Source organism: Streptococcus sp. HMSC072G04 (assembly GCF_001813295.1).
Taxonomy (GTDB): domain Bacteria; phylum Bacillota; class Bacilli; order Lactobacillales; family Streptococcaceae; genus Streptococcus.
This window is the reverse complement of the sequence record NZ_KV812016.1, coordinates 56620-71104: the sequence shown is the minus strand read 5'-3', so window position 1 is coordinate 71104 and position 14485 is coordinate 56620. Positions and strand designations below refer to the sequence as shown.

Annotated in this window: 15 protein-coding genes; 3 read left to right on the top strand and 12 right to left on the bottom strand. The window is 44.4% G+C overall.

Going from position 1 to position 14485, the window contains the following annotated elements; translation table 11 throughout:
• Positions 1-83: 83 nt before the first annotated feature.
• The 12 genes from HMPREF2904_RS03045 to HMPREF2904_RS02990 all read right to left on the bottom strand — a co-directional run bounded on the left by HMPREF2904_RS03045 (position 84) and on the right by HMPREF2904_RS02990 (position 10800).
• Positions 84-812, bottom strand: a complete 729-nt coding sequence (locus HMPREF2904_RS03045; protein WP_070659953.1) for a metallophosphoesterase — start codon at positions 810-812, stop codon at positions 84-86.
• Positions 813-832: 20 nt separating this feature from the next.
• Positions 833-2491, bottom strand: a complete 1659-nt coding sequence (recN, locus tag HMPREF2904_RS03040; protein ID WP_070659950.1) for a DNA repair protein RecN — start codon at positions 2489-2491, stop codon at positions 833-835.
• A 6-nt stretch (positions 2492-2497) separates the two neighbouring features.
• Complete coding sequence (locus tag HMPREF2904_RS03035) at positions 2498-2932, bottom strand: arginine repressor (RefSeq protein ID WP_003006022.1); 435 nt, start codon at positions 2930-2932, stop codon at positions 2498-2500.
• Complete coding sequence (locus tag HMPREF2904_RS03030; protein WP_070659947.1) at positions 2922-3740, bottom strand: TlyA family RNA methyltransferase; 819 nt, start codon at positions 3738-3740, stop codon at positions 2922-2924. The genes HMPREF2904_RS03035 and HMPREF2904_RS03030 overlap by 11 nt, the downstream gene beginning before the upstream one ends.
• Positions 3733-4608, bottom strand: coding sequence for a polyprenyl synthetase family protein (locus HMPREF2904_RS03025; protein WP_070659944.1), 876 nt, complete (start codon positions 4606-4608; stop codon positions 3733-3735). The genes HMPREF2904_RS03030 and HMPREF2904_RS03025 overlap by 8 nt, the downstream gene beginning before the upstream one ends.
• The gene (locus HMPREF2904_RS03020; protein ID WP_070659940.1) at positions 4605-4817 is read right to left on the bottom strand and encodes an exodeoxyribonuclease VII small subunit; all 213 of its coding nucleotides are present in this window, start codon (positions 4815-4817) and stop codon (positions 4605-4607) included. Before HMPREF2904_RS03020 ends, HMPREF2904_RS03025 begins: the two co-directional genes overlap by 4 nt.
• Positions 4795-6135, bottom strand: a complete 1341-nt coding sequence (gene xseA, locus HMPREF2904_RS03015; RefSeq protein WP_070659937.1) for an exodeoxyribonuclease VII large subunit — start codon at positions 6133-6135, stop codon at positions 4795-4797. Before xseA ends, HMPREF2904_RS03020 begins: the two co-directional genes overlap by 23 nt.
• A 235-nt stretch (positions 6136-6370) precedes the next feature.
• Positions 6371-7825, bottom strand: a complete 1455-nt coding sequence (locus HMPREF2904_RS03010; protein ID WP_070659934.1) for a glycoside hydrolase family 32 protein — start codon at positions 7823-7825, stop codon at positions 6371-6373.
• Between the two features lie 9 nt (positions 7826-7834).
• Positions 7835-8710: an NAD(P)H-hydrate dehydratase gene (locus HMPREF2904_RS03005; RefSeq protein ID WP_070659931.1), complete on the bottom strand. Its 876-nt coding sequence runs from the start codon at positions 8708-8710 to the stop codon at positions 7835-7837.
• A gap of 52 nt (positions 8711-8762) precedes the next feature.
• Positions 8763-9536: an HAD-IIB family hydrolase gene (locus HMPREF2904_RS03000; protein WP_003005996.1), complete on the bottom strand. Its 774-nt coding sequence runs from the start codon at positions 9534-9536 to the stop codon at positions 8763-8765.
• Positions 9537-9549: 13 nt separating this feature from the next.
• Positions 9550-10404 carry a bifunctional methylenetetrahydrofolate dehydrogenase/methenyltetrahydrofolate cyclohydrolase gene (locus tag HMPREF2904_RS02995; RefSeq protein ID WP_070659927.1) on the bottom strand — a complete coding sequence of 285 codons (855 nt, stop codon included), beginning with the start codon at positions 10402-10404 and terminating at the stop codon, positions 9550-9552.
• A 165-nt stretch (positions 10405-10569) separates the two neighbouring features.
• The gene (locus HMPREF2904_RS02990; RefSeq protein WP_003005989.1) at positions 10570-10800 is read right to left on the bottom strand and encodes a DUF1797 family protein; all 231 of its coding nucleotides are present in this window, start codon (positions 10798-10800) and stop codon (positions 10570-10572) included.
• Between the two features lie 248 nt (positions 10801-11048).
• Between HMPREF2904_RS02990 and HMPREF2904_RS02985 the strand changes: the two genes are divergently transcribed.
• From HMPREF2904_RS02985 to HMPREF2904_RS02975, 3 genes are all read left to right on the top strand, one after another.
• A complete protein-coding gene (locus HMPREF2904_RS02985; RefSeq protein WP_070659924.1) occupies positions 11049-13307 on the top strand; it encodes an ATP-dependent Clp protease ATP-binding subunit in 2259 nt (752 codons plus the stop codon).
• A gap of 264 nt (positions 13308-13571) precedes the next feature.
• The gene (locus tag HMPREF2904_RS02980; protein WP_070659920.1) at positions 13572-14021 is read left to right on the top strand and encodes an NUDIX hydrolase; all 450 of its coding nucleotides are present in this window, start codon (positions 13572-13574) and stop codon (positions 14019-14021) included.
• A 67-nt stretch (positions 14022-14088) separates the two neighbouring features.
• Positions 14089-14391, top strand: a complete 303-nt coding sequence (locus HMPREF2904_RS02975; RefSeq protein ID WP_070659917.1) for a DUF1827 family protein — start codon at positions 14089-14091, stop codon at positions 14389-14391.
• The last annotated feature ends 94 nt before the right edge of the window (positions 14392-14485 follow it).

Below are 14485 nucleotides of genomic sequence, written 5' to 3'. Positions count from 1 at the left end.
CTATACTCTTCCTAAGAATGTTCTGCTTTCATTATATCAAAAAACACGGGGTTTTGCAGTGAAAGATATCCATTCCTGTTTCCTCAGTCGTCTGCGGCAGAAAAACCTGTATTATGAAGGACATGGTCATGGACAATACCTTGATCATCCAAGAGCAATCCATGGAGGACTCCACCAAAGACAGCGCCCCCATCGACACCCATCTTCTGATCTGAAATCCAAAGATTTTCGGTGCCGACTGGCTCATTGAGCAGTCCATAGACTGGTGTATGGCCAAAGACGATCCATTTGCCTGTATGATTCTCCGCTTCATGGAATGGTTTTCGGATCCAGACTTTTTGGTAATCACTGGTTTCCCGCCAATTTTCAAGGGTTAGATCCACACCAGCGTGGACAAAGTAATAGGTTTCTGTCTCGTAGTCAAAGGGCAAACTGCGGATGAAGGCCACCAAGTCAGGAACGGTGTTCTCTACGGCTTGCGCATCCGCAATCCCATCTACAGGAGCATCGAGCGGCCGGCCTAACAGAGAGTTGATGGTCGTATCGCCACCATTTCTTCGGTAGTGATCATAACGCTCTTCTGGATTGTCCAACCAGGATAAAAACATGTACTCGTGATTTCCGGAAAGGCAAACAGCTCCGTGATGGTCTACGTAGTCTTTTACAATTTCAATCGATCGTTTGCTGTTTTCGCCTCGATCTATCAAATCTCCTAAAAAGACCAATTGAGATTTTCCATCCCACTCTGTCATGAGCTCTTCTAGCATTTGTGCTTTTCCGTGAATATCTCCGACTACAAAGTATCTTGACATTGTTTCAAACCTTCTTTCTCTTAACGCTTGAGAAGTTGCTCTGCTTGTTGACGGGCAGCTTCCGTTAGATCCTCTCCTGCCAGCATCTTGGCAATTTCTTCGATTCGTTCTTCTCTATTGAGCAAACGCACAGTAGATACAGTTGAGTGTTCATCACTGATTTTCTCAATATAGAATTGATAATCTGCTGCAGCGATGACTTGAGGCAGGTGAGAAATGGCAAGCACTTGGCCATTTTGACCAATCTTATGAATTTTCGCTGCGATGGCTTGGGCCACGCGCCCAGAGACCCCTGTATCCACCTCGTCAAAGACGATACTAGTTTTTCCTTCTTTTCGAGAAAAAGCAGATTTAATGGCCAACATCAAGCGTGACAATTCTCCGCCAGATGCTACCTTGACAAGGGGTTTAAAGTCCTCACCTGGGTTGGTCGAAATGTAAAATTCGACAGCTTCATTTCCCTCACGATTAAACTTAGCCTTACTAAAACGCACTTGAAAACGCGCCTTGTCCATGTAGAGGTCTGCCAATTCTTGCTGGATTTCATTTTCCAAAGCCTGGGCTAGGTCATGCCGCTGATCACTCAAATCTTGAGCCAAGGTGACCAAACTCTTTTCCAAACGTTTGAGTTCTTTTTCCAAGTCCTCAGACGAGAGGTCACTTCCGGTGAGGAGGCTATATTCTTTAGTGATTTGTGCTAGGTATTCTAAGACGTCCTTGACTTGGCCACCATACTTGCGCGTGATGGAGTGGATCAAATCCAAACGCGATTCCACCTGCATGAGGCGATTGCCATCAAACTCCAGACCATCGACCACATCTTCTAAGCGCTTGGTAATATCCTCAAGGGCATAAAAGGTTTCCGATAACTGGCTTGAGAGCTCTTTGTAGGTCGGATCATATTCTTCGATGCTCTCCAGATCATTCATGGCTGAGCGCACATTGGAGAGGCTCGAAAACTCTTCTGCATCCAGCATGGTATAGGCATTGGTTAGGGTATCAGCAATCATCTTGTGATTGAGAAGGCGTTGGCGTTCTTGCTCCAGACGCAGGTCCTCATCCACTTCCAAGGCAGCTGCCTCAATCTCTGCAATTTGAAACTCCAACATCTCGATACGAGCCTTGTTTTCCTGCTGGTTGCGCTGGAGTTCCACCACTTGTTTGCGCAGGCGTTTGTAGTCTTCGAAGGTCTGACGATAAGCCTCTTTGGTTTGGAAAAAGGCTGTGTCTCCAAATTCATCCAGCATAGCGATATGCAATTGGGGCCGCATAAGTTCTTCCTGATCATGCTGGCCATGGATATCCACCAAATGTTGACCGACTGCCTTTAAGACAGATAAATTCACCATCTGACCATTGATCCGGCTGACACTTCGTCCATTTTGCAAGATCTCTCGGCGAATGATCAATTCATCAGTCCACTCTAGCCCTTGCTCTTCAAAGAGAGCTGTCAGGTGTCGATTGCTCTCAATGGTAAAGAGACCTTCGATTTCCGCTTTTGGGGCTCCGTGTCGAATGACATCCGTCGTTGCACGGCTTCCCAGCATCATGTTCATGGCATCGATGATGATGGATTTACCAGCACCCGTTTCCCCTGTCAGTACCGTCATTCCCTTTTCAAAATTTAAGGAAATCTCTTCGATAATGGCAAAGTTCTTAATCGAAATTTCTAATAGCATAGGCTCTTACCACCCAAAGATTGATTTGAGGATATTCTCTGCTTCTGGTGCGGAATAAGCAATCAACAAGATCGTATCATCATCTGCAACAATACTAAAGATATGCTCCTTATAAATCTCCCGCAAGCGACGTTTAACTAAAGGAGCTGTCCCTGGAACCATGGTGAAATTGACATATTCTCCCATCCGACGATGAGACAAGATATTGCTTTCGATCATCCCAATCCCTTGGTGGTGCTTACGTGGCAATTCATAGACATAGGTCATGTCTTTGAGAGGGCGTTTTACGATGCCCAATTCTTTGATATCCCGTGACACCGTCGCTTGGGTTGCTGAGATGCCTTCTTCTTTCAAATGTTCGACGATCTCTTCTTGCGTCCCCACTTCATGATCGCGAATGAAACGACGAATTTTTTCTAATCTGATATTCTTACTCTTCATGTTTAAATTCCTTGTGTGCCAGCTCCACAACAGCCTCCAGCTGCTCTGTAGTTGGCTTTGTTTTCTCTTCTTTTTTTTCTAGATACATCAAAAATTCGATGTTGCCATGGCCTCCTTGGATAGGGGAATAATCTACTCCCATTACCGCAAAGCCATGTGTTCCTGCAAAAGCAGCGACCTTTTCAAGAACGTCTAAATGAATCTTAGGATCCTTAATGATCCCATTTTTCCCGATCTGTTCGCGTCCTGCCTCAAACTGAGGTTTGACCAAGGCCACGACTTGTCCATTATCTGCCAAAATCCGGTGAAGGGCTGGCAGAATCAAGTCCAAAGAAATAAAGCTGACATCGATGCTCGCAAAGCTTGGTGTCGCTTCAAAATCATCTGGCTCGGCATAGCGGAAATTGAACTGCTCCATCGAGACCACTCGAGGATCATTGCGCAATTTCCAGGCCAACTGATTGGTACCGACATCCACTGAAAAAACCTGGCTGGCTCCATTTTGCAACATGACATCTGTAAAGCCACCTGTAGAAGCTCCGATATCAATCGCAATTTTACCTTCTACAGATAAACCAAATTGGTTCAGGGCTTTTTCTAATTTAAGACCACCCCGGCTGACATATTTGAGCTTTTCACCCTTTAATTTCAACTCGGTTGCTTCATCAATTTTTTCACCCGGTTTATCGAAGCGCTCACCATTGATAACGGCAACGACAAGGCCTGCCATCACCCCTCTTTTGGCTTGTTCGCGGGTATCAAATAGGCCTTGTTTATAGGCTAATACATCCACTCTTTCCTTAGCCATCTATTCGTAATCCTTCTATTAATTTCTTGATCGCTCGCGGATCAAAGTCACAAGCACTTGTAATCTGATCCAACAAGTCCTCGCAAGCGTCTAATTCGCTTGTCAGCAAAGCTATTGATTCTTCCAATCCCAACAGGGCTGGATAGGTCGATTTTTCAGCCACTAAGTCCTTTTGAGGGGTCTTCCCCAAAGCTTCAAAATCAGCTACCAAATCCAAAATATCATCCCGCACTTGAAAAGCCAGGCCTAATTTTTTCCCGATTTTTTCTAAGAGCTGACCAATGTCTGCTTGCAACTCTAAAATCAAACCTGCTGCGATGAAAGGATAGGCAAGGAGGCGTCCTGTCTTATTGGCATGGATAGTCTGCAATTCTGCTAGCGTGAGCTGTTTGTGCTCCCCTTCCATATCAAGGACTTGGCCAGCTACCATTCCACGACTTCCGGATGCATCCGACAATTCAAGAATCAAGGAGACCTTGACCGCATCAGGAAGGGCACTCGCAGCTATCATCCCAAAGGGATCGAGAAAAAGCGCATCCCCTGCTAAAATCGCCAGGTCTTCTCCGAATTTCTTATGATTGGTCAATTGCCCTCGACGGTAATCGTCATTGTCCATGGCTGGCAGATCATCGTGAATGAGACTTCCTGTATGGATCATCTCTAAAGCCCCCGCTACTTGAAAGTGAGCCTCCGTCAATTCCTGTCCAAAGGCCTCTAACAATTCTAGAAGGAGCAAGGGGCGCAGGCGTTTTCCACCTGCCTGGATCGAATATAGGACCGAGTCCACTAAATGGGGGGCGACGGCTTTCTCCTCATAAAAAGAGCGAACTGCTTGCTCTACTCTATTTCGTTTTTCTTCTTGTCTCATGCTAGATCCGCTTCAGTACCATCTGCTTGCATGACCTTGACCAAGGTTTTCTCTGCTTGATCCAAGGTATCTTGCAATTCTTTTGACAACTTCATTCCTTTTTGGAATTCTGTAATAGCTTCTTCTAAAGCCACATCACCACTCTCCAATTTTTGGACGATAGTTTCCAAATCTGCTAAATTTTCTTCAAATTTCTTTTCTTTCGACATGTTTTACCTCTACTTCTAACTGACCATCTCTCATGATGAGTGACAGCGGGTCCCCTTCTGTTACTTTCGCAACCGAGTCTAGAACCTGATCTCCTTCCTTGACCATGGCATAGCCACGCGCAATAATCCGACTGGTATCGAGCATCAAGAGGGCTTCTGATAAGCCTTGCACCTTGATCTTTTGCTCTTTTAGGACTTGTTCCATTCGGTTGGTTAAGATTCTCTTATCTTGGAGCAGGCGGTCTTGGTAGCGCTCGATGCGATGCAAAGGAGACATGGCTTCTAAGCGATGACGCAGACCTTGCAGCTGATTAGCCCCTTGTCCATAAGCATCGCGCATTCCTTGTTTCAAGCGCAATTGCAACTGGTCAATCTTTTGCAGGTAGCCATCATAGAGTCTTTCAGGCTGTCTAAAAATAACCGATTGACTTAATTTGGCCAAGCGTTCACGATTATAGGCCAAGCGATTGGACATAGCTGTTGCCATGCGATTTTCCTGCTTTTGTAAATGGGACAAGAGATCCAACTTCGTTACTGGAGTGGCCAATTCAGCAGCTGCTGTCGGAGTAGCGGCTCGTCGGTCTGCTACAAAATCGGCTAGAGTCGTATCTGTCTCATGTCCAACACTGGAGATAATCGGAATCCGCGATTCAAAAATGGCTCGCACCACTGCTTCTTCATTAAAGGCCCAGAGGTCTTCAATCGAACCACCCCCACGACCGATAATCAAGACATCCAAATCATCCCGTTGGTTAGCCCGTTGAATATTAGCAACCACCTCACTAGATGCGCCTTCTCCCTGAACCTTGGTCGGGTAGAGCACAATCTCTACACCAGGGAAGCGTCGGCTCACCGTTGTGATAATATCGCGAATCACGGCCCCACTTTGACTGGTGATGACCCCGATCTTTCTTGAAAATTGTGGCAGAGCTTGCTTCCACCGATCCTGAAAGAGACCTTCTTCGGTCAACTTTTTCTTGAGTTGCTCAAATTGGATGGCCAAGGCCCCTACCCCATCTGGTTCAGCCTTTTCAATGACAATGGAATAACTCCCACTTGGCTCATAGAGCTGAATGCGACCGATGACATTGATCTTCATGCCTTCTTCTAGCTCAAAACCAAAGCTTCGATAAACTCCAGCCCAGACCGTTGCCTGAATGACCGCTTTTTCATCTTTTAATGAAAAATACTGGTGGTTGGGACGTTTTCGGAAATTGGAGACCTGCCCTGTCAGATAAACCCTTTCCAAATAGGGATCCTTATCAAATTTTAATTTTAAATATTTGGTCAAACTTGATACGGATAAATAGTTGGACATAGGAACTCCTTTCTGCAGAATATGATCAAGTTTAATTATACCAAAAAACACCAAAAAAGGCTGGCAGACAAAGCGAAATCATGAATTTCCTTTCTCTACAAGCCTCATTTTATTCAAGTTACCCTCTACTTGTCTGTTTAACACCAGCTTCCTTAAAACTCAAGACCAAGTTGGAATACACAAAAAAGACAAGTCACAGGACTTGTCTTTTATTCTTTAGGAGGTTTTTTCATTCCTATTTTTGATAGGTTTTCACGACCCAATTAACCCCTTCATCTGCCGTGAGAGTATAGACGGGATTCTCAGTCGTTTCATAAAAAGTCATCGAGAGAGTTTTGCCATCCACGAATACTTCGATGGAGTTGGTATCGCGAATGATCGAAAAATGATGATACTTTTCAGTATCCAACTGAATCCATCTCGATTGAAATGCTGGATTTTCTTTTCCAGAAATGGGGTGCCCAAATTGGTCTCGACTTAAGCTAAAGCGTTTTTGAGAGGCGTCATAAACCAATTGCAAGACACTATCAGGATCAGTTTCATCGCCATAACCAAGGATAAAGGAGCGACCCGGTTTGGCATCTAGTTCAAACAAGGTTTGTTTCCCTTTAGCTGAGATTATGATCTGATTGCCCTTAACAATGGTTTCTAGAAAATTCTCTACAAGAAAGTGTTCTTTCACTGACTCAGGTAACTCCTGAACCAATCGTCCGTCTTTCAAGGACAATTTTCTTGGAAGAGTCATACTACCTGCCCACCCATGAGCTAAATCATGACTGGGGATAGACCGGTGCCACATTTGCATCCAAGCAACCATGTAGCGTTCGCCATTTGGTCCTTGACAAGTTTGAGGGGCATAGAAATCCAAACCACCATCCATTTCATCATAGGAATCGACACGAAAATGCCCCGTTTCCCAATTCATGTCACCGATAAAGGCAACCGTCGAATTTAAGTTCCAGTATTTTTCTTGCTGTCTTTCCATTTCAATGGGTGACAAGATCAAGACCCATTTGCCATCTAAAGGGAAGAAATCGGGACACTCCCACATAATCCCTTGCCCTTTTTCACCTTCTAAAAGGACTGATGTAAAGGCCCAATCTACTAGATTACTTGATGCAAATAGGAGAATTTGACCTCTGTCATCTGGCGTCTTAGAAGCAATAACAGCGTAATAGCTTCCTTGATATTCAAATACTTTAGGATCACGAAAATCTGCAATATCTGCGATCCCCTCAATATGTCGAGCATGGATCACTGGATTAGTAGGCAACTTTTCAAAGGTAATGCCATCTGTCGAAACCGCAAGACACTGAGTCTCCTCGCGCTTTTCCTCATCGTCTACATGACCAGTATACAGCAAATAGAGCTTGTCATCTTTCACAATAGCACTACCCGAGAAACAACCATCCTTATCATAGCTTTCACTTGGTGCTAAAGCTACTGGCAATTCTTCCCAATGGAGAAGATCCTTTGATTTGGCATGCCCCCAATGCATGGGACCCCAAACACTATCATAGGGATAGAATTGGTAAAACAAATGGTATTCCCCACGGAAATAAACAAAACCATTTGGATCGTTCATCCAGCCGATTGGAGGTAGCAAATGAAATGCTCCTCTATATTGCTGGTTAACCCTCTCCCTGTTTTCATCGATATACTGATTTGCTTTCCGAATGCTTTCCTTCATCTTTTTTACCTATTTTCTATTTTCAGTGCTGATAACCTGATCTTTGTCACTCCACTTCTTCATCCATTTGGGGATTTCTTGGCTGATGGTCGTGGGTAGAACCACATAAAACTCCTTGCTCAAGTCTTCTGCAATGGCTGAATGGAGATAGGTCGCAACCACCACGCGCTCATAGAGACTGACCTGTGGGAATTGACCCGTAAATCCTGCGATCATCCCTGCCAAGGTATCTCCCATACCCCCTGTTGCTTGATAGGGACCACCAACATCTAGCTGATAGCCCTCATCTTGCCCACTTGTCCAAATGCGGGTGTGTGGCCCTTTTTCTACAATGACAGTCTCTTTAGGAAAGTTCTGTACTGCTCTTCGACTCTTGCCTTCAGTCTGGCTTGCTAGATCAAGCCCTGACAGTTTTTCCCATTCTTTTTGATGGGGGGTAAAGACCAACTGAGCCTCTGGCAGGTCAAACTGAGAGGCTGCAAAAAGACTAATAGCTCCTCCATCTAAGATCAAGACCTGCTGGCTAGAGACTTGTTCAAAAATCATGTGCAAGATTGCTTGGTTTTCTCTTGCTTCCTTTAAGCCCGGTCCTACGAGAATCACGCTAGCTTTTTGGAGCTGCTCACAAAGGAGTTCGTGATCTGCCAAATCAAAGCCCATGGCCTCAGGAAGATGGCTATGAAGAGCTGTCAGATTATCAGGATCTGTTGCGACAGTAACCAGCCCCGCACCACTATGAACCGCAGCAAGCGCCGCCATAATAATAGCTCCCCCATAGGGGTAAGTCCCCCCAATCAAGAGCAGGCGACCAAAATCGCCCTTATAAGATCTTGCCTCTCGCTTCACAATGACACGCTGGATCTCTTCTTTCTGAACTGTTCTCATACCTTCCTCATTTCTAGCGAAAAAGGAGAAGCCACGACTCCCCCTCCATCTTTTATTTTCCTCTGAATTCTGCAAAGACTTGCAAAATCTTAGCAGCCACAGCTTGTGGTTGATTTTGTTTGGCTACCAATTGATCATCCGCATAAGGCTGAAGGGCTGGAAAATCACCAATTTGAACTGCATAAAGAGCTTTTTCAAAGAGCTCGATATCATTTTGATCATTGCCAAAAGCCACGAAATTCTCTCCACAGAGTTCTTCTACGGTTGTCGCTTTATGCGTGTCTGCTGGATTGAGATAGATGCATTTTTCATGCGCATGATAGCGGATATGGGCCTTGTCTGTCTTTTCGATCCGCTCGATGATCTCATCCACGAGCTCCTCATGGCCACCCATATAGATCACGACCTTAATCGGATCTGTCAGCTCCTCTAATGAACGATACTGGGCTTTCTTGAGGGGATCTACATTAGCAACAAAAGGAATCTTTTCCAAAATCTGTCCGCTATAATCAAAGGTATCATCCACAAAAAATGGTAGATTGTAATGGCGACAAAAGCCAAGGACTTCCCGATACACGTCCTTGTCCAATTGGTCCTCATATACCAATTGCCCCTGGCGATAGGCCAATCCACCATTTAAACCAATCACGAGTTGCTGACTCAATGGGTCCCCTAAAAGGCCCAAGCAGTCCCGGTAAGAACGTGCAGAAGCAAAGGCGACTTCATGGCCAAATTCTTCTGCTCTCAATAAGACCTGTTTGATTTCATCATCGATTGTGACACCATCGAATGACAGGGTTCCATCTAAATCAAATACAAACTTCATCTTGTTCACACTTTCATTTTTTTAAGGCACGAACAGCTGCTTCGTAGGTCTGCTCCATCAGCATGGTGACGGTCATAGGCCCAACCCCTCCTGGTACCGGGGTAATATGACTGGCCAAAGGTGCAACAGAGTTAAAATCGACATCCCCACACAATTTGCCATTCTCATCGCGATTCATTCCGACGTCAATGACGACGGCGCCTTCTTTCACGAAGTCTGCTGTTACAAATTTCGCACGACCGATCGCAACAACCAAGATATCTGCTCTTCTAGCAATTTTAGGCAGATGATGGGTCCGAGAATGGGTCAAGGTTACCGTCGCATTTTTGGCGAGGAGCAACTGCGCCATTGGTTTTCCAACGATATTGGAACGACCAATCACGACTGCTCGCTTCCCTTCTAGATCAATCCCGTACTCTTTGAACATCTCCATGATCCCAGCGGGAGTTGAAGGCACCATGAGAGGATTTCCAGCCCACAAGCGTCCCATATTCAATGGATGAAAGCCATCCACATCTTTTGTCGGATCAATGGCTAAAAGGACTGCATCCGCATCGATGTGCTTAGGCAGTGGCAACTGCACCAAAATCCCATGCCAAAGGGGATCCTGATTGTAGTGTTCGATCACTTCTAATAATTCAGCTTGGCTGATGCTTTCAGGAAGTCGTCTCACTTCACTACGAAAGCCTGCCGCAATAGCAGAACGCTCTTTATTTCTTACATAGATTTTGCTAGCTGGATTATCTCCTACCACGATGACAACGAGACCCGGCACAACTCCTGTCTCTTCTTTTAATCGTGCTGTTTTCTCTGCAATCTCACCCTGTAATTTTGTAGCGAGCGCCTTCCCATCAATGATTGTCGTCATATCAATTCTCTTTCTAGTCAAGTAATGAAAATAGTCCTCTCTATTATAGCAGATTTCAACTCTCAAACCTAACTGTTCCTAATTAGAATTTCCTATAGACGAAAACTATAGCCAGATGGACAAAAAATGAGCTTGAGACCACCCCAAACTCATCCACACAGCTGCTTAGTAAAGCAATTCATAAATTTCCATTGCAATTAAATCAATGCTATCAAATGTATAGGTTTCACGCGCTTCAACATCACGAAGTGTAAAGGTTGAACCTTCTTCTTCATTGTGGTTGTAGGCTACTTCAGCGACAACAACACCGTCACGTTCAAAATTACGTTTTAAGTTTCCACCGTCTTTTGTCATCGTCTCCAAACGGTTGATAATCCGTACTAAATGTGATTCCATTTTATTTCTCCTCTTTACTTTCTACTCTCCTATTTTATCATAAAAGAGAAAGCTCTTCCAATAAAAATTCACATTTTTCCATTGATTTACTCTCTTCTTCACTCCTTAGTGACATTCCGTAGCAAATTCTTGCAAACTTCTAGAATACTGATATAATGAAACTATAAATCTTTGACTATTTTTGACCTTTCAAAAATAGGATCGTCTCTTGATGGAAAACCATCAAAAACCTACTGTGAGGTATGTATATGCTTTGTCAAAATTGTAAAATAAATGAATCAACCATCCATTTATATACAAATGTAAATGGACGTCAGCAGCAAGTAGACCTCTGTCAGAATTGCTATAAAATTATGAAAACAGACCCAAATAACAGCTTCTTGAAAGGCATGACCCAACGGAGCCAACTCACTGGAGATCCTTTTGAAGATTTCTTCAATAACCTTGGGAACTTCCAAAGTCCGCAAGAGCCTCAAACTCCTCCAACTCAATCCGGAGGCAGTTATGGAGGTGGCGGCTACGGCCAAAACAATAACCGTGGTGGTGGTCAAGACCCTCGTCAAGCACACCCTCAAAAGCCAAAAGGACTGTTAGAAGAGTTCGGCATCAATGTCACAGAAATTGCCCGCAAAGGGGATATTGACCCTGTCATTGGCCGTGACGAGGAGATTATCCGTGTCATCGAAATTCTCAACCGTCGAACCAAGAACAATCCGGTTCTGATTGGAGAACCTGGGGTCGGAAAGACTGCCGTTGTGGAAGGCCTGGCTCAAAAAATCGTCGATGGCGACGTTCCACATAAATTGCAAGGAAAAGAAGTCATCCGCTTAGACGTCGTGAGCCTCGTTCAGGGCACAGGCATCCGTGGTCAATTCGAAGAACGCATGCAAAAATTAATGGATGAAATTCGTCAACGCGAAGATGTTATTCTGTTCATCGACGAAATCCATGAAATTGTTGGCGCAGGATCAGCTGGTGAGGGCAATATGGACGCTGGAAATATCCTCAAACCAGCCTTAGCGCGAGGAGAACTCCAATTAGTTGGGGCTACTACCCTCAATGAATACCGTATCATTGAAAAAGATGCGGCCTTGGAACGTCGCATGCAGCCCGTTAAGGTCGATGAGCCAACGGTTGAAGAAACCATCACCATCCTCAAGGGCATCCAGAAAAAATACGAAGACTACCACCACGTCCACTATACAGACGGGGCCATCGAAGCGGCAGCTATTCTTTCAAACCGCTATATCCAAGATCGCTTCCTGCCAGACAAGGCCATTGATTTGTTGGATGAAGCGGGGTCTAAGATGAACCTGACCCTAAACTTTGTGGATCCAAAAGTGATCGACCAGCGCTTGATTGAAGCGGAAAACCTCAAAGCCCAAGCAACACGTGAAGAAGACTTTGAAAAAGCAGCCTACTTCCGTGACCAAATCGCGAAATACAAGGAAATGCAAGGTCAACATGTCACCGATCAAGAGACCCCTGTCATCAGCGAAAAAACTATTGAACACATCGTTGAACAAAAGACCAATATTCCTGTTGGTGATTTGAAAGAAAAAGAACAGTCTCAATTGATCAATCTAGCTTCCGATTTGAAAGCTCATGTGATTGGTCAAGACGATGCAGTAGATAAAATCGCGAAAGCCATTCGACGCAATCGTGTCGGCCTAGGATCTCCTAACCGTCCGATCGGAAGCTTCCTCTTTGTCGGACCAACTGGTGTCGGGAAGACCGAGTTGTCTAAACAATTGGCGATCGAGCTCTTTGGCTCTGCAGACAATATGATCCGCTTTGACATGAGCGAATACATGGAAAAACATAGCGTAGCGAAACTAGTCGGAGCTCCTCCGGGCTATGTTGGCTACGATGAAGCTGGACAACTAACGGAAAAGGTCCGTCGCAATCCATACTCCCTCGTGTTGTTGGATGAAGTGGAAAAAGCCCATCCAGATGTCATGCACATGTTCTTGCAAGTTTTAGATGATGGCCGTTTGACAGATGGTCAAGGCCGTACCGTCAGCTTTAAAGATACCATTATCATCATGACCTCTAATGCTGGAACCGGCAAAGCTGAGGCTAATGTTGGTTTTGGAGCTGCTCGCGAAGGTCGGACCAACTCTGTACTTGGAGAACTCGGTAACTTCTTTAGCCCTGAATTCATGAACCGTTTTGATGGCATCATTGAATTCCAACCTCTATCAAAAGAAAACCTTCTCCAAATCGTTACCCTCATGCTGGATGAGGTCAATCAACGTCTCGCACAAAATGAGATTCATCTGGATGTGACAGAGAAGGTCAAAGAAAAATTGGTCGATCTGGGATACGATCCAAAAATGGGGGCCCGCCCACTCCGTCGTACCATCCAAGACCATATCGAAGATGCCATTACCGATTATTACCTGGAACATCCAAGTGAGAAACAACTCAAAGCCGTCATGACCAGCAATGGGAATATTAGCATCAAAGCTGTTCACAAGACGGCCGAAAAGAAGTCAGAATCATAATCAGTAAATGTACATTCAGAGACTGGGACAAAAGTCCTAGCCTCTCAATTATTTTTGGATTGTCGAGCAAGACGCAGTGGTTGAGTGGGCTCTACTACGCTGATTTCATCAGCTTTTACAGCCCTACTCAACTGTGCGGAGGTGGGACGACGAAATCGAATTCTAACGAATTACCGATTTCTGTCCCACTCTCTTTCTTTTTCCCCTCCAGATTTTTGCTAAAAAATATGATATAATGATGAAAAAATAAGAAAAGAGAAAACCATGACCATTCCAAGTTTTGGTGAAAAAAAACAAGATGTGACCTACGTCAATCGCTATGGTGTCTACGCTGTTATTCCCAATAAGGACAAGGATCAGATCATCCTCGTTCAAGCTCCTAATGGAGCTTGGTTCTTGCCTGGCGGGGAAATTGAGGAAGGTGAAGATCACTTGCAAGCTCTGAAACGGGAACTGATCGAAGAATTAGGCTTTACTGCTATTTTAGGGCAATACTATGGCCAAGCAGATGAGTATTTCTATTCCAGTCATCGCGACACCTACTACTACAATCCTGCCTATATTTATGAAGTGGTAGACTATACAGAAGCTCAAAAACCACTGGAAGATTTTAACAATCTTGCTTGGTTTCCTGTAGATGAAGCTATTGAAAAACTCAAACGTGGCAGTCACAAATGGGGCATTGAACAGTGGAAAAATACCCACAAAAAATAAAGGAATTCTTTCACAAAAAATAAAAAAGTGCTATAATAAATGAAGATAGAGGTTAGGAGGAACTCATATGAAGCTCATTAATACCACAAATAGTCATGCTGCACTGGTCAAAAGCCAACTTGCCAGCACTGACGCCTTGCTTGTCGAGGTTTATTCCGCGGGCAATACCGATGTTGTTTTTACACAGGCCCCATCACACTATGAATTATTGATCAGTAACAAACACCGAGCTATTCGTGAAACTGAAGTTGAAATAATTCGTGAGTTCTTTTTAAAACGTAAGATTGATCTTCAAATCATTGACCAATCCGCTATTAAAACCCTCTATTCCGATAAACTAATTGAAATTTCCTTTCCAATTACAAAGTAAGGCCAATTTGCCTTACTTTTTTTATTTCCTTAATGGATGAACCTCTATACCATTCTAGCCATTAAAAAGAGGCTGGGACAAAAGTCCTAGCCTC